18 protein-coding genes are annotated in these 22,767 nt (G+C 46.3%); 7 read left to right on the top strand and 11 right to left on the bottom strand.

Annotated features, from left to right (window positions below):
• The first annotated feature begins 475 nt into the window (after nt 1–475).
• From aroQ to accC, 3 genes are all read left to right on the top strand, one after another.
• A complete protein-coding gene (gene aroQ / locus Q337_RS0103905; protein ID WP_026470479.1) occupies nt 476–937 on the top strand; it encodes a type II 3-dehydroquinate dehydratase in 462 nt (153 codons plus the stop codon).
• Between the two features lie 90 nt (nt 938–1,027).
• Complete coding sequence (gene accB, locus Q337_RS0103900; protein WP_026470478.1) at nt 1,028–1,438, top strand: acetyl-CoA carboxylase biotin carboxyl carrier protein; 411 nt, start codon at nt 1,028–1,030, stop codon at nt 1,436–1,438.
• Between the two features lie 53 nt (nt 1,439–1,491).
• The gene (gene accC, locus Q337_RS0103895; RefSeq protein WP_026470477.1) at nt 1,492–2,862 is read left to right on the top strand and encodes an acetyl-CoA carboxylase biotin carboxylase subunit; all 1,371 of its coding nucleotides are present in this window, start codon (nt 1,492–1,494) and stop codon (nt 2,860–2,862) included.
• Nucleotides 2,863–2,915: 53 nt separating this feature from the next.
• On the opposite strand, the gene Q337_RS18280 is transcribed toward accC, so the two are convergent.
• The 4 genes from Q337_RS18280 to prmB form a co-directional block, all read right to left on the bottom strand.
• Nucleotides 2,916–3,620, bottom strand: coding sequence for a hypothetical protein (locus Q337_RS18280; RefSeq protein ID WP_051526536.1), 705 nt, complete (start codon nt 3,618–3,620; stop codon nt 2,916–2,918).
• Between the two features lie 59 nt (nt 3,621–3,679).
• The gene (locus Q337_RS0103885; protein ID WP_026470475.1) at nt 3,680–4,852 is read right to left on the bottom strand and encodes an MFS transporter; all 1,173 of its coding nucleotides are present in this window, start codon (nt 4,850–4,852) and stop codon (nt 3,680–3,682) included.
• A gap of 227 nt (nt 4,853–5,079) precedes the next feature.
• Nucleotides 5,080–6,171, bottom strand: coding sequence for a chorismate synthase (aroC, locus tag Q337_RS0103880; protein ID WP_026470474.1), 1,092 nt, complete (start codon nt 6,169–6,171; stop codon nt 5,080–5,082).
• 15 nt (nt 6,172–6,186) lie between these two features.
• Complete coding sequence (gene prmB, locus Q337_RS0103875) at nt 6,187–7,197, bottom strand: 50S ribosomal protein L3 N(5)-glutamine methyltransferase (RefSeq protein WP_026470473.1); 1,011 nt, start codon at nt 7,195–7,197, stop codon at nt 6,187–6,189.
• 396 nt (nt 7,198–7,593) lie between these two features.
• Here prmB and alaS point away from each other — a divergent pair, with 396 nt between their 5' ends.
• From alaS to csrA, 3 genes are all read left to right on the top strand, one after another.
• On the top strand, nt 7,594–10,257 hold the full coding sequence (gene alaS, locus Q337_RS0103870) for an alanine--tRNA ligase (protein WP_026470472.1): 2,664 nt from the start codon (nt 7,594–7,596) through the stop codon (nt 10,255–10,257).
• A gap of 109 nt (nt 10,258–10,366) precedes the next feature.
• Nucleotides 10,367–11,647, top strand: coding sequence for an aspartate kinase (locus Q337_RS0103865; RefSeq protein ID WP_026470471.1), 1,281 nt, complete (start codon nt 10,367–10,369; stop codon nt 11,645–11,647).
• 250 nt (nt 11,648–11,897) lie between these two features.
• Entirely contained in the window at nt 11,898–12,137 is a 240-nt protein-coding gene (csrA, locus tag Q337_RS0103855; RefSeq protein WP_026470470.1) for a carbon storage regulator CsrA, read from the top strand.
• Nucleotides 12,138–12,215: 78 nt separating this feature from the next.
• Here the strand turns inward: csrA and Q337_RS0103850 are convergent, their stop codons facing one another.
• Complete coding sequence (locus tag Q337_RS0103850; RefSeq protein ID WP_026470469.1) at nt 12,216–13,067, bottom strand: shikimate dehydrogenase family protein; 852 nt, start codon at nt 13,065–13,067, stop codon at nt 12,216–12,218.
• A gap of 484 nt (nt 13,068–13,551) precedes the next feature.
• Here Q337_RS0103850 and Q337_RS0103845 point away from each other — a divergent pair, with 484 nt between their 5' ends.
• Nucleotides 13,552–13,824, top strand: coding sequence for a hypothetical protein (locus tag Q337_RS0103845; protein ID WP_169733737.1), 273 nt, complete (start codon nt 13,552–13,554; stop codon nt 13,822–13,824).
• Nucleotides 13,825–13,891: 67 nt separating this feature from the next.
• Here the strand turns inward: Q337_RS0103845 and rnhB are convergent, their stop codons facing one another.
• The 6 genes from rnhB to hrpA all read right to left on the bottom strand — a co-directional run bounded on the left by rnhB (nt 13,892) and on the right by hrpA (nt 22,585).
• Entirely contained in the window at nt 13,892–14,497 is a 606-nt protein-coding gene (rnhB, locus tag Q337_RS0103840; RefSeq protein WP_026470467.1) for a ribonuclease HII, read from the bottom strand.
• A gap of 119 nt (nt 14,498–14,616) precedes the next feature.
• Nucleotides 14,617–15,228: a GNAT family N-acetyltransferase gene (locus Q337_RS0103835; protein ID WP_084494700.1), complete on the bottom strand. Its 612-nt coding sequence runs from the start codon at nt 15,226–15,228 to the stop codon at nt 14,617–14,619.
• A gap of 90 nt (nt 15,229–15,318) precedes the next feature.
• On the bottom strand, nt 15,319–16,527 hold the full coding sequence (lpxB, locus tag Q337_RS0103830) for a lipid-A-disaccharide synthase (RefSeq protein ID WP_228133073.1): 1,209 nt from the start codon (nt 16,525–16,527) through the stop codon (nt 15,319–15,321).
• 294 nt (nt 16,528–16,821) lie between these two features.
• Complete coding sequence (locus Q337_RS16680; RefSeq protein ID WP_034279193.1) at nt 16,822–17,094, bottom strand: hypothetical protein; 273 nt, start codon at nt 17,092–17,094, stop codon at nt 16,822–16,824.
• A gap of 219 nt (nt 17,095–17,313) precedes the next feature.
• Nucleotides 17,314–18,429, bottom strand: a complete 1,116-nt coding sequence (locus Q337_RS0103820; RefSeq protein ID WP_026470464.1) for a beta-ketoacyl-ACP synthase III — start codon at nt 18,427–18,429, stop codon at nt 17,314–17,316.
• Between the two features lie 223 nt (nt 18,430–18,652).
• Complete coding sequence (hrpA, locus tag Q337_RS0103815; protein WP_026470463.1) at nt 18,653–22,585, bottom strand: ATP-dependent RNA helicase HrpA; 3,933 nt, start codon at nt 22,583–22,585, stop codon at nt 18,653–18,655.
• Nucleotides 22,586–22,767: the final 182 nt, after the last annotated feature.

The raw sequence follows: 22,767 nt of genomic DNA, 5'->3' as shown, positions 1-22,767 counted from the left end.
GAAATTCAAGGTGACATATTGGGAGTGGAATAATTAAGCATAAATTCAATAAAGGCTGGCTTAACTTTAAAAGGATTTAGCGACAGCTTTACTGTTTTTATAACGTCTGTCCCTTCATTAATCATCTTTATGCTTATCTCACTTTCTCAACCAAAAAATGGTATTTTTCTGCCAGTTCGCCGAAAATCCATGCAAAATAGCTCTTTTTCATCACAAGATAATTATAATTTTTTAGATAAATGGTCAAATTTAGCATTGCCAAAATTATTTTTTTTGCGTATCTTGCTGCGAAGTAACGCGAATATTTCATTTTTTGTAGCGAACTGGCAAAGTTGAAAGAAATATTAAGCACAGCCGTGTAAATGTTTCAAACTGCAATTTAAAAATCATATCGCTTACTTTTCAATGACATGAGTCACTTGATTGCCTGACCCTGCACAGTGATGTAATACGGTAAACTTGGAGCAGCCTCACAATGCCCTTGACGGATATTCTGGTTTTACATGGACCCAACCTTAACCTGCTTGGGCAACGGGAACCAGAAATCTACGGTAGTATTACACTAGCCGAAATTAATCAAAAACTTGTACAACAAGCGAATCAGGCTGGCTTTCAACTGGATAGTTTTCAAAGTAACTGGGAAGGCGCTCTGGTTGACCGTATTCAGCAGGCCTATGCTGAACACATCCGTTTTATCATTATTAATCCTGCAGCACTCACCCATACATCGGTTGCGCTGCGCGATGCCTTGCTCGGCGTAGCAATTCCCTTTATTGAAGTGCATTTATCCAATGTGCATGCCCGCGAAGCATTCCGTCATCATTCTTATTTATCAGATAAAGCTCAGGCTGTCATTTTTGGTCTGGGTGCTGATGGATATTATTTTGCCTTAAGCCATGTCATCAACCGGCTTGGCTCAGCTCAAGCCACATTGTAGGCAGCTAAGCTTGTAACTGCTGCCTGTGTGATATACCAACTGCAGGCAACCCATTAACTTTTTATTGCAACACAGTCTGGAACACGCCGCATGGACATCCGAAAAATCAAGAAGCTGATTGATCTTATGATTGAATCAGATTTGCAGGCGCTGGAAGTAAAAGAAGGCGATCAATCCATTTCGCTTACGCGTCGTACTCCTGTAATTGCTGCAGCTACCATGGCAGCAATGCCTGAACCTGCTCCTCAGGTTCGTACCCAGCGCGGTGCCATTGAAACATCTCCAATGGTAGGTGTGTTTTATGCGGCCCCAAATCCTGGCGAAGCGCCTTTTGTGAAGGTTGGCCAAACCGTGCAGGCTGGCGACACATTAGGCATTATTGAAGCCATGAAAATCATGAATCCGATTGAAGCAACGCATAGCGGTGTGATTGAGGAAATTCTGGTGAAGAATGCTGATGTAGTTCAGTATGGCCAGCCCCTTTTCCGGTTTCGTGCCTGAAACACAGACGCTGTCGCTGCTTTTGCAATGGAATGATCTTGGAATAACCAGTTATGCTACAAAAAATCCTTATCGCCAACCGTGGTGAAATTGCACTGCGTATTACCCGGGCCTGCAAAGCGCTTGGGATCAAAACTGTTGGGGTATATTCCGACGCCGATAAGGATTTAATGCATTTGCGCTTTGTTGATGAGGCGGTGTGTATTGGTGCCGGTGCCAGCAGTGAAAGCTACCTGAACATTCCGGCTCTGATTAGTGCAGCCGAGGTTACAGGAGCCGATGCCATTCATCCGGGCTACGGCTTTTTGTCCGAAAATGCAGAATTTGCCGAGCTGGTTGAAAACTCGGGCTTTACTTTTATTGGCCCGCGCCCGGAACACATTCGCCTGATGGGAAACAAGGTTTCTGCCATTCTGGCCATGAAAAAAGCCGGCGTACCCACTGTGCCCGGTTCTACCCGCGCGGTAACCACCCATAATGCTTTGAATGAAGCCAAAAATATTGGTTTTCCATTAATTGTAAAAGCTGCCGCTGGCGGTGGTGGCCGGGGCATGCGTATTGTTGAGCGTGTGGATATGCTACTGGAATCGGTACAGGCAGCCCAGCGCGATGCTGAAATGTGGTTTGGTGATGACACGGTCTATATGGAGCGGTTTTTACAAAAGCCGCGTCATGTTGAAGTGCAGGTGCTGGGTGACGGCATGGGCCGCGCGATTCACCTGTTTGACCGGGATTGTTCACTACAGCGCCGCCACCAGAAAGTGATTGAAGAAGCACCAGCACCTGACCTGCCGGAACAGGCCCGTGCCGATATTCTGGAGGCCTGTGTGAATGCCTGCGAGCTGATGCAGTATCGCGGTGCAGGCACCTTTGAATTTTTATTTGAAGATGAGCAGTTCTTTTTTATTGAAATGAATACCCGGGTTCAGGTGGAGCATCCGGTCACTGAATGCATTACCGGTATTGATATTATTGAACAGCAAATCCGGATTGCTGCCGGACTTGGGCTGGATATTACTCAGGATGATATCAAGATTTGCGGCCATGCCATTGAATGCCGCATTAATGCCGAAGACCCAAAAACCTTTATGCCTTCACCCGGCACTATCAAGTATTTTCATGCGCCCGGGGGTGCTGGTATTCGCTTTGATTCACATATTTATAGCGGCTATAGCATTCCACCCTATTATGATTCCATGATTGGCAAGCTGATTGCCCACGCCAAAGACCGGCCTACTGCCCTGGCCCGCTTGCGTCAGGCACTGGATGAAACCATTATTGATGGTGTAAAAACCAACATTAGCCTGCACCGTAATGTCATTTTGTGCGACGCTGACTTTAACCGGCAGGCAATGGATATTCACTATCTGGAAAAAAATCTGCTCAAACGTCAGGAACACGCCGAAACATCTGCTTCGGCCTGATTCAAATATTAATTATTCAGCTTTTAATTTTTAAAATTTTACCAGCTTAAGTTTTAGGGCAATATGCGGCGTAGTGAAGCAAAACACTGCGCACCGTCCTGTGTGGTGCAAAAATCCATGCTTGATGGGCCTGTCCATTTGACATATTGCTGCTGGTCTTCACCACGCTGGTCTATGGCATTGCCTGAGCAATCCGTTTGCAAGTTATCATATTGAATACGCAAGGCCAGCACAGGCGAACCTGGCTCGGCTACAGCAGGCACCTGATAGACATATTTGCCATAGGTCCACTCTGCGCCGCTTTTTATAACAACATCGCCTTTTTCCATAAAATTATAATATTCAATACATTGCGCTCCCGGAATAGTCATTGCCCATAAGCCGGTAACCTGAGGGCGGCTCACAATCACAATCTTGTTGTCCTGTTCCGGTGCTTCCACACTTTCAGATTGTTCTGGTACAGAGGTTGGTGCAGGTTGATTAGGCGAAGGTTGCACAGCCAGGGCTTGCGGTTCCACACTGGAATGCTCATGCAAGGGCGTATTGCTGTTAGCTGTTGCAGCAGTAACCTGTTCGGGCGTCGCAGTCTGATCGGCTGCATGGGTTAATGAACAGCTTAAGAACAACCCAAAACCTAACGGTACAATCCATAAAGGTTTTAATAATGAGGCCGTACCTGTTGCTGATGTGGTTTTAAAAAAACTGGTTTTATGGCCTGATGGCAAGCGCGCCTTGCTGTTCATTTTGATGCTATTCATTAACAATTATCTTCTAAAATCAACTAAAAACCCTGCTTTTGATCGTGCAGGCGTTTTGCTTAAAGGTCAAGTGCTGATTGCGTTTTCACAACATACCGGGGAGACAAAAAGAACAGGCCCAGCAATACCACCGGTGCAGCCGCATAAAACATGGCACTGCCGCCATAAGACTGCCAGTAATGCCCCGCCAGCAATGACCCCAGTGCAACCCCCAAGCCCCACATGGTGCTATATAAGGCTTGTGCACGCCCCTGTTGTGCTGGCAGGAAATGATTAAAAATAACCCGCATTGCAATCACATGAAACAGACCAAAACTAAATGCATGCAGGCACTGAGCAATAATCTGGACACTCAAAAACTGCGGGAAACTCGCCACCAGTATCCAGCGTAATGAGGTTACTATCAGGCATAAAGCAATCAACTGATGTTGTTTAAAACGCGCCAATAGATGACGGCTCTGGCTAAACATCACAATTTCGGCCACCACACCCAATGACCACAATAAACCAGTTGTGCCTGTGCTATAGCCATAATCCTTTAAATAATTGGAATAAAAACTGTAAAATGGCGCATGAGATAGGAGCAGTAAAAATTCAATACTAAAAAAACGCCACACCTGCGGCTGCTTAATTATCGGAAAAATAGAACTGAGTTGCTTTTGCGCATTTGGTGCCTGCTGTGGCTCATCAATCTGCCATGTCCATGCCCACGTCATTGCAGCAATCAGCATTAACAGCATCGGCAAATAATGAATGCTGATAAGATCAAATACCTTGCCCAGTATGAAAACAGCGGCAATAAAACCAACAGATCCCCAGCGCCTTACCTTGCCATACAGGCTTTCTCGTTGTGCGCCCAGCCAGAATAAGGTGACTGCTTCAAACTGCGCCAAAATGGCATTTTGAAAAAAGCTGAACACAAACATTAAAATAGCCAGATGCCCCAAGGTATTGGGCAACAGGAAAATACTCAGCCAGATAATGCATTCCATCAGGGTGGCCAGACGCACCCAACGCATGCGTTTACCTGTGCGATCTGCCAGCCAGCCCCATGCAATTGGTGCAAAAATCCGCGTCAGTACTGTAATGGATGCCAACAGGCCAATTGTGGCACGATTAAAGCCCTGATCCTCCAGATACAGGCTCCAGTACGGCATAAATGCGCCAACAACAGCATAGTACAAAAAGTAAAAGCCGGAGATTTTATACAGACCTGAAATAGGGGATGTCATTATTGCTATCTGTTAGAAATGTGATGCAAAAAAAGTGTAGCAAGGAAGCTCATATTGACGTAGTACACTGGCTATGGTTAAATCCCCGACAGTTTGAGATGAGCCTCAATTAGTTTGTTATCTATGCTCACGCATGGATTTAGAACAAACGACTAAAAGCCCGTTCCGCAAGGTTCGGGCTTTTTTTATGCTATTAATATATGAAGCCAGTTTCAACTAGCAAATTTTTAATGGCCAATTGCAGCCAATGGCGCAATCACGTCGGCATTTTGCGCACGATGACGCAGGTAATGATCCATCAGTACAATGGCCAGCATGGCTTCGGCAATCGGTGTTGCCCGCACGCCTACACACGGATCATGGCGGCCTTTGGTAATGACGTCGGTTGCTTCACCCTGCAAATTAATGGTTTTACCGGGTGTGGTAATGCTGGCAGTGGGTTTAAGTGCAATTGCCACCCGAATGGTTTGTCCACTGGAAATCCCACCTAAAATGCCACCCGCATGATTGGCAGTGAAACCTTGTGGCGTCAGTTCATCACGGGACTCATGACCAAACTGGCCTGCCACAGCAAAGCCATCGCCAATTTCTACACCTTTAACCGCATTAATGCTCATCATGGCATGGGCAATATCAGCATCCAGACGATCAAACACCGGTTCGCCCAAGCCGACTGGTACATGTTCTGCCAGAATTTCAAGCTTAGCGCCACAACTGGTGCCATCACGGCGCAAGCTGGTAACCAATGCTTCAAAGCGTGGCACAGCATCAGCATCACCACAAAAGAATGGATTATTGGGTACTTCATTCCAGTCCAGCTTATTGGCAAATTCATTGCCAATCTGGGTGACATGCCCACGAATCAGCATACCGAATTTTTCTTTCAGGTATTTTTTGGCAATTGCACCTGCCGCGACCCGCATGGCGGTTTCGCGCGCACTGGAACGGCCGCCTCCGCGATAATCCCGAAAACCGTATTTTTGAGTATAGGTATAATCGGCATGCCCCGGACGAAATGTCTGCGCAATATTGCCATAATCCTTGGATTTCTGGTCGGTATTGCGAATCAGTAAACCAATCGGTGTTCCTGTGGTTTTACCTTCAAATACACCAGAAATAATTTCAACAATGTCTTCTTCCTTACGCTGGGTCGCAAAACTGGATGTCCCGGGTTTACGGCGATCCAGATCAATTTGCAGATCAACCTCACTGAGTTCCAGTCCCGGTGGCACACCATCCACAATTGCCATTAAACCCGGCCCATGTGATTCACCGCATGTGGTGATCCGGAACAATTGACCAATACTGTTTCCCGCCATGGTTTATTGCTCCTGTTAACCCTGTAAAGCGTCTTTGAATTCTGCCTGATGCTGGCGGCATTCCTGTGCAGTGAGTGCAAATACACCCGCACCGCCACGATTAAAGTGCAGCCAGTGGAATTTGATTTTTGGGAATGCCTGGCGCAATGCCCATTCACTATTTCCCACTTCAATCACCAGTAAGCCATTGTCAGTCAGGTAATCAGCGGCCTGTGCCAGAATATGACGCACCAGATCCAGCCCATCGCGGCCCGCGGCTAATGCCAACTCAGGTTCATGCAGGAATTCTTGTGGCAAATCGGCCATATCGGCAGCATCCACATAAGGCGGATTGCTGATAATCAGATCATACTGGCGCTGGGCCGGAATTTTTTCCAGCAAGTTGGATTCAATCAGGGAAACCTGATCTTCCTTGGTGTGATAGTCCACATTAATGGCCGCGACTTCCAGCGCATCACGGGAAATATCCACGGCATCCACTGTGGCATCCGGAAAAGCATAAGCCAGTGCAATGGCAATGCAGCCAGAGCCAGTACATAAATCCAGCATGCGGGAGGGTTCAATCGGATGATCGGTATGCGGTAACTGGTTCACGCCACCTTGTGCATTGGCCAGTCCATTGCTAAAGAACGGGTTAAACTGGTTTTCAATCAGCTCGGCAACTGGCGAACGTGGAATCAATACACGTTCATCCACATAATACGGCTGTCCGGCAAAATAGGATAAATTCAGCAAATAGCCCAGTGGAATACGCTGGTTGATGCGTTTTTCCAATACCTCAATAATGCGCTGTTTTTCAGAAGGTAATAGCTTGGCATCCAGAATTTGTTCGTCGGCAGACCATTCCAGTGACAGGCTTTGCAATACCATTGCGGCGCTTTCAGCAAAAAAGTCTTCAGTGCCCTGCCCCAGATGCACCTCATAACTGCGTAAGGCGGTGACACCAAACCGGATAAAATCACGAATCGTCTGTAAATGCTGCACTGCCTCATTTAATGTTTCTTGTTCGATGGTTAAATTATCCACGCACGTGCCTCAACAACCGCAAAAAAAGAGCGCTATTTTAACTGTTTTTATACCTGTAGCCTATCCTTTTTGCTTTTATGGCTTTTTTTTCGCAGGCTGGTCAAAAGCGCTGCAGAATGATTTTGAGCAAACTGTAAAATCGGCTATACTTTGCGGCTTTTAAACCAAGCCAGCTTTTTTCTACTTGCTGCTGCTTGCAATAGACTTTTGCAATAATTTGCGGGTCAATTATAGCGGACTGTGGAAAATCCTGTGTTTTGACGGTATTGCTTATTCATTTTGGGTGTTAATCAGGCCACTTTGCGGGCTGGTTTTACGGGTTAGATCAAACGATAAAATGATCTGGCTTTTTATGTATGTGGTTATTGGTCTGGGAGCTGTTTTGTGAGCCGTATGATGACATCGAACGAAATTCGTGAAGCGTTTTTGCGTTATTTTGAAACGCAAGGCCACACGCGTGTTGCGTCCAGTTCCCTGATTCCTGCCAATGACCCGACCCTGCTATTCACCAATGCAGGCATGAACCAGTTCAAAGACTGCTTTTTGGGCATGGACAAGCGTAATTATGTGCGTGCTACCTCAAGCCAGAAATGTGTCCGCGCTGGCGGCAAGCATAACGATCTGGATAACGTGGGCTACACGGCACGGCATCATACTTTCTTTGAAATGCTGGGCAATTTTTCCTTTGGTGATTATTTCAAAAAAGATGCAATTCAATTTGCATGGGAATTTCTCACCAGCTCCGAGTGGCTAGCTCTGCCGACTGATCGCCTGTATGTGACTGTATATGCTACTGATGACGAAGCATTTGATATCTGGAACAAGGATATTGGCCTAAGCGCTGATCGAATCATTCGTATTGGTGACAACAAGGGCGCACCTTACGCCTCTGATAACTTCTGGGCCATGGGTGACACTGGGCCATGTGGGCCATGTACTGAAATTTTCTATGATCATGGCGCTGACATTGCCGGTGGCTTGCCGGGCACGCCTGAAGAAGACGGTGACCGCTTTATTGAAATCTGGAACAATGTGTTCATGCAGTTTAACCGCACGGCTGATGGGGTTTTGCATCCGTTACCTGCGCCAAGCGTGGATACTGGCATGGGTCTGGAACGTATTAGCGCGGTGATGCAGCATGTGCATTCCAATTATGAAATTGACCTGTTCCAGCATCTGATTAAATCTGCGGCACAAATTATTGGCATTGAAGACACTGATTTTGAAAAGCAGGGGCATCCTTCCCTGCGCGTACTGGCTGATCATGCGCGCTCCTGCTCGTTTTTAATTGCCGATGGTGTAACACCCAGCAACGAAGGCCGAGGCTATGTATTGCGCCGGATTATTCGCCGTGCCGTGCGTCATGGCAACAAGCTGGGTGCAACCGGTAGCTTTTTCCACAAGATGGTGCAGCCACTGATTGATGTCATGGGTGAAGCCTATCCTGAATTAGTCAACCGTCGTGAAGTGGTTGAGGCAACCTTACTGAAAGAAGAAGAACAGTTTGCCCGTACGCTGGAACAGGGTCTGCGTTTGCTGGAAACTGAGCTGGCTCAACTGCAAGGCAATACCATTGCAGGTAGCACGGTATTCAAGCTGTACGACACCTATGGCTTCCCGGTTGACCTGACTGCTGACATTGCCCGCGAGCGTAATTTGCACATTGATGAAGCGGGTTTTGAAGCTGAAATGGCCCAACAACGCCAGCGCGCGCGTGATGCCGGCAAGTTCAATATTGATTACAACAGTATTGTTAAAGTCGATCAGGAATCAGTATTCCATGGCTATGCTGGGACTGATGCTCAAGGCAATATCATTGCACTGTATAAAGATGGACAAGCCGTTGATTCATTATCTGAAGGTGATGAAGGCCTGATTGTGCTGGATCAAACCCCGTTTTATGCCGAAAGCGGTGGTCAGGTTGGCGATACCGGCTTACTGACAGGCGAAAATGGTATTTTTGAGGTTCAGGATACCAAAAAATCAGGCTCGGCCATTGTGCATCAAGGTCTGGTAACCATGGGCACCGTTAGCGTGTCACAAGCAGTACAGGCAACCGTCAAGGCTGATATGCGCGCCGCAACTGCACGTAATCACTCGGCCACTCACCTGCTGCATGCGGCTTTGCGTCAGGTATTGGGCACCCATGTAAGCCAGAAGGGTTCGCTCGTATCTGCATCCGTATTGCGTTTTGACTTTGCCAATGACCAGCCGGTAAGCTTTGCTCAATTACAGGAAATTGAGCGTCTGGTGAATGCTGAGGTGATTGCCAATACGCCAGTATCTACCGAAGAACTGGATATTGAATCAGCCAAAAACAAAGGCGCAATGATGCTGTTTGGTGAAAAATACGGTGACAAAGTGCGTGTGCTCAGTATGGGCAGCCAAAAAGATGACCGCCACTTTTCAATTGAACTATGTGGTGGCATTCATGTGAATCGCACCGGTGATATTGGCTTATTCAAGATTATTTCTGAGGGCGGTATTGCCGCTGGTATTCGCCGGATTGAAGCCGTTACTGGTACTGCGGCACTGGCTGTAGTACAGCAGGCCGACCAGCAACTGGCGCAAATCAGCAGCTTGATCAAGGCCCAGCGTGATCAGGTCTTTAACCGTGTTGAAGCCATGGCCGAGAACAGCCGTTTACTTGAAAAACAGATTGAACGCCTAAACCAGAAACTGGCCAGCAGCCAAAGTGCCGAGCTGGTTGAACAGGTGCAAGAAATTGCAGGGATTAAAACCCTGATTGCCGAGCTGGACAATATGGATGGCAAAACCCTGCGCAACCTGCTAGATAGCGTGAAATCCCGCCTGTCCGATGGCGTAATTGTACTGGCTGCTACCGATGGCGCTGGCAAGGTCAGCTTACTGGCTTCTGTCGCTAAAGAGCACACAGCAAAAGTAAAAGCAGGCGACATTATCAAGCACTTGACCGAACAACTGGGCGGTAAAGGTGGTGGCAAGCCTGACCTTGCTCAGGGCGGCGCGCCGATTGCACCCAACTATGCTGACGTTATGGGGAGTTTGCCGGACTGGCTGACCACGCAATATACCCGTTGATTCATTGGGTTGGCAGTTACAACACCTGCCCAACCGTATTATTGATGAGCACGCGTGTCTGGCAAAGCAATGACCCTGGCATGCGAATTTAAAAACAGATGGAATAATTATGGCTTTGATCGTACAAAAATATGGGGGTACCTCAATGGGTACACCCGAGCGCATTTTAAATGTAGCGCGTCGGGTAAAACGCTGGCATGACCACGGTCATCGTGTAGTAGTGGTGGTTTCTGCAATGAGCGGTGAAACCAATCGTCTGCTGGGTTTGGCGAAATCCATTACCGAAAATCCTGATCCGCGTGAGCTGGACCAGATGGTATCGACAGGCGAACAAGTCACCATTGCGATGCTGGCCATAGCTCTAAGATCCATTGATGTGGATGCGTGCTCCTACACTGGCCGTCAGGTAGGTATTCTAACTGACAGCTCGTTTAACAAGGCGCGTATTCAAAGCATTGATGCTGATTTAATGCATAAAGATTTAAACAGCGGCAAAGTACTGGTGGTTGCCGGTTTTCAGGGTGTAGATGCAGAAGGCCATACCACGACATTGGGCCGTGGCGGTTCTGACACCACAGGCGTTGCATTGGCGGCAGCATTAAAAGCTGACGAATGCCAGATTTATACTGATGTGGATGGAGTGTATACCACTGATCCACGCGTTGCACCCAAAGCCAAGAAACTGGATCGCATTACTTTTGAGGAAATGCTGGAAATGGCCAGCCTGGGTTCAAAAGTGCTACAGATCCGTTCTGTGGAGTTTGCAGGCAAATATCAGGTGCCACTACGTGTATTGTCCAGTTTTGATAATGATACCGATGGCGCCTTTGACGAAGACTTTAAAAACAATGTTGGTACTTTAATCACCACCGAATCGGAACATACTATGGAACAGCCTATTATCTCTGGTATTGCCTTTAACCGTGACGAAGCAAAATTGACCATTCGCGGTGTACCTGATCAGCCGGGCGTTGCATCACGTATTCTGTCGCCAATTGGTGATGCCAACATTGAAATTGACATGATTGTGCAAAACATTGCTGCCGATGGCACTACTGATTTCACGTTTACCGTCAACCGTACTGACTTTAAAAAGGCACTAAACCTGCTAGAAACCATTGGCAAGGACATTGGTGCGGGTCAGGTCATTGGCGATGACAGCATTGTTAAGGTATCCATTGTTGGTGTTGGCATGCGTTCTCATGCTGGTGTGGCTAGCAAGATGTTTACTGCACTGGCCAAAGATGGTATTAACATCCAGATGATTTCGACCTCTGAAATCAAAATCTCTGTCGTGGTTGATGAAAAATATCTGGAACTGGCGGTGCGTAGCCTGCACACCGCATTTGATCTTGACCGCGCGACTGGCGAAAGCAGTGCCCGTGCCTAAACCTGAATAGATCAGAGAATAAGCCGGGAATATTTGCATAAAAGCATGCAGCAAAAGCAACTGTTTCATGTTAAATTGATCACAGTTGCTTGCAACGGCTGCAAAATTATTCCATGTAAGATAAACGGAATACAAAAGCCATTGTTTGTTTTACAAAAAAATGTAGATAGTGCTATTCGGAAAAATAACTTTAAGCGATACTGATCATATAAATCGAGTATGCTAGAAAGGTTGATACAAGGAGAAGAGAATGCTTATTCTGACCCGCCGCGTCGGGGAAACCCTGATGATTGGGGATGAAGTTAGCGTCACAGTGTTGGGCGTTAAAGGTAATCAGGTGCGTATTGGTGTTAATGCACCCAAAGAAGTGTCGGTACATCGCGAAGAGATTTACCAGCGTATTCAGCATGAACGCGCCATGCATGAACATTTGCAGCATCTGGAACAGGATTACCAGCCATCATTTGATGATGATAACTATAATCGCTAGGTGTTGATTGCAGCGATTAATCCTAATGTAAGCGTTTAGGTTTACATGCAGGTATCTTATAAGCGGCTTAGGCCGCTTTTATTTTGTGTCTTGCCTGGTCATAAATTCCAGCATCAGCGCCAGTTGGCTGTTCAACATATTTAATCCCAAATGGGTTTTTACGCCCAAACTGTGACTTAATTGCAGCAGCGCAGTGTGTTCAGGGGCAATCACACACTCAGCAACCAGCTTACAGCGTTTGATAAGCGCTGCTGAAAATGGCAGTGCATCTTGAGCCTGCATTCCCAGACTGCTGGCATTAATGGCAATATCAAACCTTTTCTGGGATGACTTATTTTCTTCCTGAGTGAATAAGTCAAGAATGTGCTGCTCTGCGCTAACTGCTGTCACTTCAAATGCTGGATAAACTGCCTGAAGCTGGGCTTTTAACAACTCGGCTTTTTTAAGGCTGCGATTATAAATTTGCAGAGATTGGCAACCATGTCGTGCCAGTGCAAATCCAATGGCTGATGCTGCACCGCCTGCTCCCCGTAAAATACAGTGACTGCCCTGCACTGAATGCCCAGCAGCTAATAAGCCATTCACAAAGCCTTCACCGTCTAAAATATGACCATATAATTTGCCCGCTATATCCCGATAAATCACATTCACTGCGCCAATGGCTTGTGCCTCATCTGTTAAGAAATCCAGTAAGGCACAAATTGCCATTTTGTGTGGCATGGTAATCACGGCGCCACAAAAATTCTGCATATGATGTAAACCAGTTAGCACTTCCTGTAAATGACTACTGCTAACCTGCATGGGAATAAGTACATAGTCATCCTGCTGGCCTTGTGCATGCAATAATTTATTTATCAGGGTGGGCGTTTTGGCCTGCACCACAGGATCGCCAATCAATGCCAGAATTCTGGTTTGGCCGCTGATAGTCATGTTGTTTTTTTCCTTTCACATTTTTAGTTTTCAATTCAATAAGGTTGATTTTAGATTTAGTTAATTTTTCAGTATCCACTTAAGCAGTTTATTATCCATAGACTTGGCTTTATTTTTTACCTCATAGCTTGAATATCAGTTAGCAGAATAATCAGTTTTGTTGATAAAATACATTAATTTTTACACTTAGGTATACTTTATAAAAAACAAAGCGCAACAAATTATTTCATTAAAATATCAATAAAAACAACCACATGAATCATATTTTTCTTTAAAAATCTCTTTAAAATTTTCCCGACAATAAAACTGCTAAAAAGCTTGGTTATTTTTCATGCTATACGATGGGCTCATGCATGATGGATTATGTCGCCCAGCCTCTGTGACCGGGCACAATATGTTGTTAATACAATGTTAGCAATGATCTTAGGTAAGGCTTGCGCCAAGCAACCCTTAATGTTTTGTCGAAAATCGAGAGAAGGAATAAATGATGACAAGCAAACACTCCCACCAGCATCGGCGTGATGCCATTATTGGAATTGATCCGCTGTTAAATGCTTATTTTATGACCCTAGTTGAAAATGGCGAAGAAATTGGCGATCCGCTACTGTTTACCTTTCATGGTGAAGACGATAGCCCGTCAGCACAGGCACAGGTAAAACGTATTGAATACTTCAAGGAGCTATGGCTGCATGAAACCCGAAGCTTTGATGATATGGCGCGTTTGTATGGCTCAGCACCAGCAGAACCGCAAGTGTAAATTGTTCACACACTCTATAGCCTGTTTTTTAAAAAGCAGGCTAGTTTTAGCATAAAGCTGCTTTAAATTAAAAAGAAGTGGCTTCACAATATTTCTTCACTGGCCCATAACTTTTACGATGCTCGGGCAAAATACCATGTAATGCAATGGCTTCCAGATGCGCCTTGGTAGGGTAGCCTTTATGCTTTGCCAAACCATATTGCGGATACTGGCGGTCAAGCTCCTGTAGTTGCCGGTCACGCGTGACCTTGGCCAGAATACTGGCAGCGCCAATGCTTTGCTCCAGACCATCCCCACCAACAATTGCTCGACAGGCAATATCCGTATCAGGGCATCTATTGCCATCAATAAGTGCCGTACCCGGCGTTATTACCAGCCCCTCAATCGCACGCTTCATGGCCAGCATGGTGGCCTGCAAAATATTGAACTGGTCAATTTCTTCATGGGTTGCTTCTGCAATACACCAGGCCAGCGCATGTTGCTGGATTTGTGCAAACAATAGCTCACGCTTTTTTTCCGAGAGCTTTTTAGAGTCATTAAGCCCGGCAATTGGCTGATCAGGATTTAAAATAACTGCTGCCGTGACCACAGAACCAATTAAAGGCCCCCGCCCGGCTTCATCAACACCGGCAACCAGTAAAGATGCATCAGGCAGGATCAGGTTGGGATTCATTTCAGAACGCGCCAGAATACGCGATGAATGATGATTCAGATTGACCAGCAGCGGCATCGTTATTCCTTAGAAAATTTCTTAAATTTTGGCTGGCTCGTCATGCCATCAATTTAAGCATATTATAAAACCAGTTCCATCTTGATCGCATTGGGAACTTGCACGACCTTGCTTTTGCCTGAGAATTTTTTAAGCTGGCCTGCCCTTAACCCCATGCGTTCATACAAAGCCTGTGCACGTGGATTGGTGTGCGCTACATCCAGTGAAAAAATCTGGTAATACTGCTGGCGGGCCTTGGCTATTTTATATTCCAGCATGGCTTTGCCAATGCCTTTACCCCGTAAATCAGGTTCCACGCCAAAATTGGACAAGTAAAGCTCGCTCTTTTTAGGCTGCTGCATCACACTTTCAACATGGCGCAGGCGTAGCAGTATCGGCCAAATGTTGAATAGACCATAAAAACGAATCATGTTTTTTAAGGTGCTCAGTGCTAGCTTGGGATAAACCTTGCCATCAAAAAAACAGCCTGTGGCAACAACCTTATTATCTACTAACGCCACGGTGACATTGCGATAGCCACAAAAACCCTGCCCGGATTCAAACTCAAACTGAATAAAATCCTGTGCACGGTGCTTTGCTGTTTTATAAATAAAATCATAAAGCTCGGGGCCAGCGCTATACATGAGTTCGGCAACATTGCCTTGCATGTGGGGAGTTGCTGTGGTGATCTTCATTTTATTCTCAATTTTATTATTACAACTTATTGAATAAAATCAGTCTTTAAAGCCTGATTACTGGTGATGGTTTTTCTATAAATTGTTTTATCATGTTTTATTCAGCAGGCCTAGTATTGCCAGCGCCGGATTGACAGCTTGTTGCCCTTGCAGTTGTTGATGAATGGCAACCAATGCGTCCTGCTGGGTTTTGCCCTGCGGCGTTTGCAATAATGCCTTGGCAGCCAGATAGACCTTATCAGGTGTGGCATCGTACTGGATCAGCTCTGGTACCACTTCACGGTTAGCTAGAATATTAGGCAACGATTTATACGGAATCCTGACCATAAAGCTGGCAATCAAATAGGTCAGCCAGTGCAGTTTGTATACCACCACCATGGGCCGGCCAAACAGCAGGCATTCCAGTGTAGCCGTTCCTGATGCCAGTAGCACCAGATCGCTGGCCGCCATGACATCACGTCCGATTTTACTGTTGCTTTCCTGCGCATGAATCACCTGCACGGCTTGGCTAAAGGATGCAGGATAACTGGCTAGAATCTGCTGGATTTGCTCAAAACGGGCCTGATTAATCGCCGGCACCAAAAACCTGAGTGCTGGCTGGCTTTGCAGTAGCTTAAAGGCGCTATCAAACAACACCGGAGCAAGCCGGGATACTTCGCCAGAACGGCTTCCCGGTAAAATACCAACGATGGTTTGCGCTGGATCAAGCCCTAATTGTTGCCTGGCCCGTGCAAGGTCATGTTGCACGGGAATTTCCTGTGCCAATGGATGACCGACGAATACTGCTGGCACTTGATGCTTTAAATAAAAATCGACCTCAAACGGAAACAGGCACAGCACCAGATCAATCGCAGCGCGGATGCCATGTACCCGCCCCTGCCGCCATGCCCATACAGATGGACTAACATACTGTACAGTTTTAATGCCCAATGGCTTGAGCTGACTGGACAAACGTAGGTTAAAATCAGGGGCATCAATCCCTACAAAAATATCCACCGGACTGGCCTTCCAGCGAGCTACCAGATCATCCCGAATGGCAAACAACTCCTTTAGCCGCCCCATGACTTCCACCAGTCCCATGACAGCGAGCCGTTCCATGGGATAAATACTGTGAAAACCCTCGGCAATCATTTGTGGGCCGCCAATCCCTTCAAAAGTTGCATCGATTCCCTGTGCTTTAAAAGCTCTAATTAATGCTACGCCTAGTGTATCGCCAGACACTTCACCTACCACAATACCAATACGTAAAGGCTTGCCAGGCGGTTGATGCTGCATGGCCTGCTCTCCCGTTGAAGTCATGGTTTTTTGACCTTGGCTATTATGTGGATTGGAAATAATAGGGGACGTGGTCACTTAGTACGACTAACCTGAACCTGTAATGGCGGCAGTGTAGCATTAATTATGTGTTTTTTTAAAAGTCCAGGGATTTTAAAAGTTCAGGATTTTTAAAATTCTAATGATGAAAAAGCTGTCCAGCCCTTAGATGCACAACATGGCTGAACAGCAAGTATCGAACGAATATAAATTTAGAAAGATGCAAAGAAAGTTATTAATCCAGCGCAGTAGCTTTGAACTTTGCTACTGTCTTACTGCTTAACGACGGTCATCACGCCAGTCGCCATGGTTATCGTAGTCGTCATCATGGTTATGCTGACGATCCCAGCGTGACCTATCGCCATCACGGTTGCGATCCCAGTTTTTACGATCATCATTCCGGTCATTGTTCCAGCCTTTTTTATCCCAGCCATCATGACGGTGATAACCGTTAGCATGATCATCAATGGGTGTGACGGCACAACCACCCAGCGTTAATACCAGAATGCCGGTTGCTGTCGCAATGAGATAGCGCTGCATTGGGTTTTGCATGGCGTTTTCCTCAAAAAAATTGTTATGCGCGTAGTGTGGCAGATTTATTGTCTGGTTCTTGAAGGCTTGGTTGGCATTTGGCCCTATTCAGGCTGTGATTCAGTAATTTTTAGTTAGATTTTAATAGCGGTCTAGCATGTAACTTTAATAAGACTGGAATAAAAATGGCAATAAAAAAGCGCCCTAAAGGACGCTGATTTAAAATAAATAGGGATTCTATTAACTCACTTTTTTAACAATAATTGAGCCAATTGAATAACCGGCACCAAAAGAACAAATAACGCCTAAATCACCATCCTGCAAGTCTTTGGAATGCTTGTGAAAGGCAATAATAGAACCGGCTGAACTGGTGTTGGCATATTCATCCAGAATAATTGGCGCACGCTCACGCTCGGTATCCTTGCCCAAAATCATTTTTAAAATAAACTGGTTCATGTTTTCATTGGCCTGATGCAGCCAGTATCGCTTTACGTCCTCAACACTCAATCCCAGTTTGCCCAAGTGTTCGGTAATGGTTTTGGCAACCAGTGGAGATACTTCGCGATATACTTTCTGCCCATTTTGTACAAACAGCTTGTCGGCTTTGCCAACACCGGATTCATCACCCCGGTTTAAAAAGCCAAAATTGTTGCGGATATTATTGGAAAACTGGGTGAGTAACTGGGTACCTAACACTTCAAAACCGGGCTTGCTATCAGTTTCTTCAACCACAATTGCAGTTGCTACATCACCAAAAATAAAGTGGCTACTATAATCAGTCCAGTTTAAATGGCCAGAAGTGATTTCAGCATTTACTACCAGAACGCGCTTGGCAGAACCTGCCTTAATCGCATCAACCGCCTGTTGCAAGCCAAAGGTGGCCGCACTACAAGCCACATTCATGTCAAAGGCATAACCACGGGTCATTCCCAGCGCTGCCTGAATTTCAATGGCAACAGCCGGATAGGCGCGCTGCATGTTTGAACATGCCAGAATGACGGCATCAATATCATCCGGGGTTAAACCGGCATTGGCAATGGCCTCACGTGCTGCTGCCGTGCCCATTTCTGCCTGAATCGACCATTCTTCATTGGAGCGTTCGGGAATGACGGGAACCATGCGCTTGGGGTCGAGTACCCCTTCTTTATTGATGACATAACGTGACTTGATGCCGGACACTTTTTCAATAAAAGGCGCAGATGAACCACGCTTGGCTGTAACAGTACCCGCTTCAATGGCAGCGGCATTTTCCTGATTGTAGTGTTCAACATAAGCATTCAGGCTTTCCACCAGTTCTTCATTGCTGATTGAGTCTGATGGGGTGTACAGCCCGGTTCCTGTAATACGAATGCTCATGAATCACTCCTGTCATTTATTGTGGTGCTGCTTGCATTGCACCCAATAGTAAATGAATATTTCAAATTTGGCTTTAAAAAATTAGCCTAGAAATTATTAGTCCAAAATCAAAGGCCGGAAAGCAGCGATAGTGTCTACCCATCCCCTGCGCTTGTCCAGTAGCGAAAAGGCTAAGCTGCGAACAGAATCTTTAAACATATTACAGATTACCATCAGGCAGATTTTAACCTGTGATGTCCTGCCATGCTTTTTCCAGCCGTTTTACCGATACAGGCACTTTGGTTTTCATAGGCTGGGCAAACAAGGACACCCGCCACTCTTCCAGCAACCAGCGAAACTCCTGAAATGGGCCACTTTCCATGGCCTTGTGTACGTCATACTTGAGCAGGCGCTCCATAAAGGGGTCAATTTGTGCAACCGCTTCGGTATCGCGTTTAAGATTATTTGGCAAGCGTTCCAGACGTATATTCAGGGCCTTTAAATAGCGCGGATACTCCTGCCAGGCCTGTACATCCACCTGATATACAAAATTTGCCAGTTGCAAGCCATCCAGCTGATCTTCAATATCATCCAGATTACGGCCAAAAATATCAGCATCAATGGTGAGCATCTGGCGGCGAATGGTTTGCCATAAGGTAAAAATTTCAGTGAGGTCAGACAGCACCTTTTGCCCATGCGTTAAAAACTGTGCTTTGCTTGCTGTCAGCTTTTGCTCAAAGGTTTGCTGGTCATAAGCCAGCCCTTCAAATGACACATCCAGCGTGGCATAAATCAGCATGTCTTCCAGCTGGGTTTTATCGCCCAAAGGGGCAAATGCCAGAATGAGCGATTTGGGCAACTGTTTTTTGAGCTGACGGCTTAAATCACCCAATTGCAAACTGGCCAGACGCAGCAATCCTTGACGGTGATGCCGCTTGGCCTCGTTTTCATCATTATAGGTATGAATGATCACACCCTGTTTATCATCTGCCGATTTGTTGTCCTTAGCCGCTGCCTGTATAGGCACTAAAGCATGATACTGACTCACCAGTAAGCCTGTGACTTTCTTTTGGGTTTGAAACTCAAAGCTGGTCGGGAATTCCAGTAACTCGCCTTGCTGCTGCTTGACCGGCTGATGAGTGGCAACGCGGCAACGTGCCTGCAATTCCTCCAGATCACGCCCCTGTGCAATGACACATTTTTTGTCATCAATGACCTGAATCATCGGGCGCAGATAATTTGGCACACTATTAAGGTCAAAATCCTTAGCCTGAATTTGCTCACCACGTAGCAAAAAGGCCAGTTGCTCCATCAGGCTATTGCCTTTTTGCGGATCAAGCTGGGTTAGCAGTTTTTTGGCCGTATCAGGAATTGGAACAAACAAACGGCGCTTGTCTTTCGGCAGTGACTTTAACAAGGCTTCTACCAAAGGTTGCCGCCAGCCGGGCACACTCCATGACAAGGCATTGCCATCAACTTGAGGCAAAGCCTGAATAGGAATGCTAACCGTTGCGCCATCGTCTTCACGGCTGGGATCAAACACATAACGGGTGGCCAGACGTAAAGCGCCAACTTGCCAGTAATCCGGAAATTGCTGGGTGGTTGGGGCACGCCCTCCTAAAGCATGGTCGAGCAGCACATCCTCTTCAGTTAAAAACAGGATACGCGGATTCTTGGCTTCAACCTCGGCGCGCCAGTCCTCAAAGGTACGGCGACTGGCAATATGCTCTGGAATACGGCCTGCATAAAACTGATACAGAGTTTCTTCATCCACCAGCAAATCCCGACGGCGCAATTTGTCTTCAATGCGTTCGACTTCTTCAATTTTTTGCAGGTTATGTTTTAAAAATGGTGGGGTAATACCCAATTGACCCGTGACTAATCCATCACGCATAAAGATCTCGTGCGCTTCGACCAGATTCACTTTTTCATACTGTATCGGCTGCTTGGGCTGAACAATCAAACCAAACAGTGAAATCTGTGCATAGGCATTCACTGTACCGGATTTTTTCGACCAATGTGGTTCAAAATAATGATATTTAAGCAAATCACGCGCGGCCAGCAAAATCCATTCCGGTTCAATTTTGGCCAGCGTGCGTAGATACACCTGTGAGGTTTCCACCATTTCAAATGCCATCAGCCACGGTGCGCCCTGTTTATGTAAGGTACTGGCCGGAAAAATCCGCGCTTTTTGCTGACGCACAGCCTGATAAATATTTTTTTCATCGGTTTTTTGCGCAATAAAGGACAATAAGCCGGTGAGCAATGCCTTATGCAGGTTTTCATAGCTGGCGGGCTGATCCTTGCCATTTGGGCGGTCAAATGACAACTTCAATTGCTCGGCTAGTTCCACCAGTTGTTGATGCGTTTGCCGCCACTCACGCAGGCGTAACCAGCTTAAAAAATGCTGCTTGGCAAACTGGCGGCGCTGGCCTTCAGTAAGCTGGCCTTTTTGCGCTGCAATGGTGTTCCACAGCTTGATATAAAATAAGAAGTCAGAATCCGGTTCTTTAAACAAGGCATGTTTCTGGTCCGCCTGTGTTTGTTTGTCAGCTGGACGCTCGCGCGGATCTTGCACTGCCAGAGCACTCACCACAATCAGGGCTTCATTCAATACTCCAAAATGCGCACCACCCAGAATCATACGGGCTAGCCGTGGATCAATTGGCATTTTTGCCATCATTTGACCAATTTTGGTGAGCTTACTGCCCTGTTTTTTTTCATTACCTTTTTCAGATAGCGCGCCCAGTTCAACCAGCAGCTTTTTACCATCATTGACCAAACGGTGATCAGGTGGCTCAATAAAATTAAAGTTGTCCAGATCACCCAGACCCAGACTTTCCATTTGTAAAATGACCGATGCCAGATTAGTGCGCTTGATTTCCGGTTCGGTAAATTCTGGGCGGCCTAAAAAATCCTCTTCACTGTACAGGCGAATACAAACACCGGGCGCAATCCGGCCACAGCGTCCCTTGCGCTGGTTGGCAGCGGCCTGACTAATGGCTTCAATCGGTAAACGTTGCACGCGCGAGCGATACGAATAGCGTGAAATACGGGCAAACCCGCTATCAATCACATAACGGATATTAGGGACAGTTAGTGCAGTCTCTGCTACGTTGGTAGCAATAATAATGCGCCGGCCCTTGCCAGAGGGATTAAAAATCTTTTGTTGTTCGCTTAAGGCTAACCGTGCATACAAAGGCAAAATTTCAGTATGTTTAGGACCAAATTTGTACAAGGTTTCCTGTAAATCGCGGATTTCCTGCTCGGTACTGGCAAACACCAGAATATCAGCATGCTCTGGATGGCCTTTACTGATGGCATCCTGATAGCATTCTTCCACAGCAGCTACAACGGCACGTGGTAGATTTTCTTCCACATCATCAAAAGCATCATCTTCACTACCCGCTACTGCAAGCTCAGATACTGGTCGATAACGCACTTCTACCGGATAGCTGCGCCCTTCCACTTCAAATATAGGTGCACCTTGACCAGAAGCATTAGCAAAATACTGGCTAAAGCGGTTTACGTCCAGTGTGGCGGAAGTGACAATGACTTTTAAATCAGGGCGCTTGGGTAAAATCTGGCGAATATAGCCCAGCAAGAAATCAATGTTTAACGAGCGTTCATGCGCTTCATCAATAATAATGGTGTCATATTTATTTAAGAAACGGTCATTGCCAAGTTCAGCCAGCAAGATACCGTCAGTCATCAGGCGAATAAAGGCGTTACTATCACCGGTTTCATTAAAGCGCACCTTAAAGCCCACGGATTTGCCCAAGGGTTCGCCTAATTCCTCAGCAATACGCTGTGACACACTACGGGCTGCCAGACGGCGCGGCTGGGTATGTCCAATGATGCCCGTTAAACCGCGACCAGCCAGCATGGCAATTTTAGGTAATTGTGTGGTTTTACCAGACCCAGTTTCACCTGCCACAATGATGACCTGATGATCCTGAATAGCCTGAATTAGCCGTTCGGCATTTTGAGAAACCGGCAGGTCTTCATTGAGCTTAATATCTGGCAAGCGCTCAACGCGCGCTTGCACGGCTTGCTGTGTTTTTTCCAGAAGCTGCTGATATGCCTGTTCGTCCTTAAACTTACCCTGCTTTAGGCGTGACAATTTATAGCGGTCACGCGCCATGACAAGAGGCTGTTGATCAAAAGCAAACGGCATAAAACTTCCTGATATTATTCAAAAACAAGATAAAACGATAATTAATTCTTAGATCAGCTATATAGGGTCTTTTACAGAAAAAGCAATTAAATAGCGCTTGTATGTTTATAAAATTGCCGAGCTAGAATACTATTTCGACCCATATACGAAAACTCAATTTTTTAACACTTAAAAATTTTATA

It is taken from the genome of Alkanindiges illinoisensis DSM 15370, assembly GCF_000619845.1.
Classification (GTDB): domain Bacteria; phylum Pseudomonadota; class Gammaproteobacteria; order Pseudomonadales; family Moraxellaceae; genus Alkanindiges; species Alkanindiges illinoisensis.
Note: the sequence above shows the minus strand (reverse complement) of the source record. Positions and strands in the feature narration are given on the sequence as shown.

Coding starts and splice junctions, on each gene's coding strand:
- aroQ (WP_026470479.1), top strand. CDS start 476: ATGCCCTTGACGGATATTCTGGTTTTACATGGACCCAACCTTAACCTG.
- accB (WP_026470478.1), top strand. CDS start 1,028: ATGGACATCCGAAAAATCAAGAAGCTGATTGATCTTATGATTGAATCA.
- accC (WP_026470477.1), top strand. CDS start 1,492: ATGCTACAAAAAATCCTTATCGCCAACCGTGGTGAAATTGCACTGCGT.
- Q337_RS18280 (WP_051526536.1), bottom strand. CDS start 3,620: ATGAATAGCATCAAAATGAACAGCAAGGCGCGCTTGCCATCAGGCCAT.
- Q337_RS0103885 (WP_026470475.1), bottom strand. CDS start 4,852: ATGACATCCCCTATTTCAGGTCTGTATAAAATCTCCGGCTTTTACTTT.
- aroC (WP_026470474.1), bottom strand. CDS start 6,171: ATGGCGGGAAACAGTATTGGTCAATTGTTCCGGATCACCACATGCGGT.
- alaS (WP_026470472.1), top strand. CDS start 7,594: ATGACATCGAACGAAATTCGTGAAGCGTTTTTGCGTTATTTTGAAACG.
- Q337_RS0103865 (WP_026470471.1), top strand. CDS start 10,367: ATGGCTTTGATCGTACAAAAATATGGGGGTACCTCAATGGGTACACCC.
- csrA (WP_026470470.1), top strand. CDS start 11,898: ATGCTTATTCTGACCCGCCGCGTCGGGGAAACCCTGATGATTGGGGAT.
- Q337_RS0103850 (WP_026470469.1), bottom strand. CDS start 13,067: ATGACTATCAGCGGCCAAACCAGAATTCTGGCATTGATTGGCGATCCT.
- Q337_RS0103845 (WP_169733737.1), top strand. CDS start 13,552: ATGATGACAAGCAAACACTCCCACCAGCATCGGCGTGATGCCATTATT.
- rnhB (WP_026470467.1), bottom strand. CDS start 14,497: ATGAATCCCAACCTGATCCTGCCTGATGCATCTTTACTGGTTGCCGGT.
- Q337_RS0103835 (WP_084494700.1), bottom strand. CDS start 15,228: ATGAAGATCACCACAGCAACTCCCCACATGCAAGGCAATGTTGCCGAA.
- lpxB (WP_228133073.1), bottom strand. CDS start 16,527: ATGACTTCAACGGGAGAGCAGGCCATGCAGCATCAACCGCCTGGCAAG.
- Q337_RS16680 (WP_034279193.1), bottom strand. CDS start 17,094: ATGCAAAACCCAATGCAGCGCTATCTCATTGCGACAGCAACCGGCATT.
- Q337_RS0103820 (WP_026470464.1), bottom strand. CDS start 18,429: ATGAGCATTCGTATTACAGGAACCGGGCTGTACACCCCATCAGACTCA.
- hrpA (WP_026470463.1), bottom strand. CDS start 22,585: ATGCCGTTTGCTTTTGATCAACAGCCTCTTGTCATGGCGCGTGACCGC.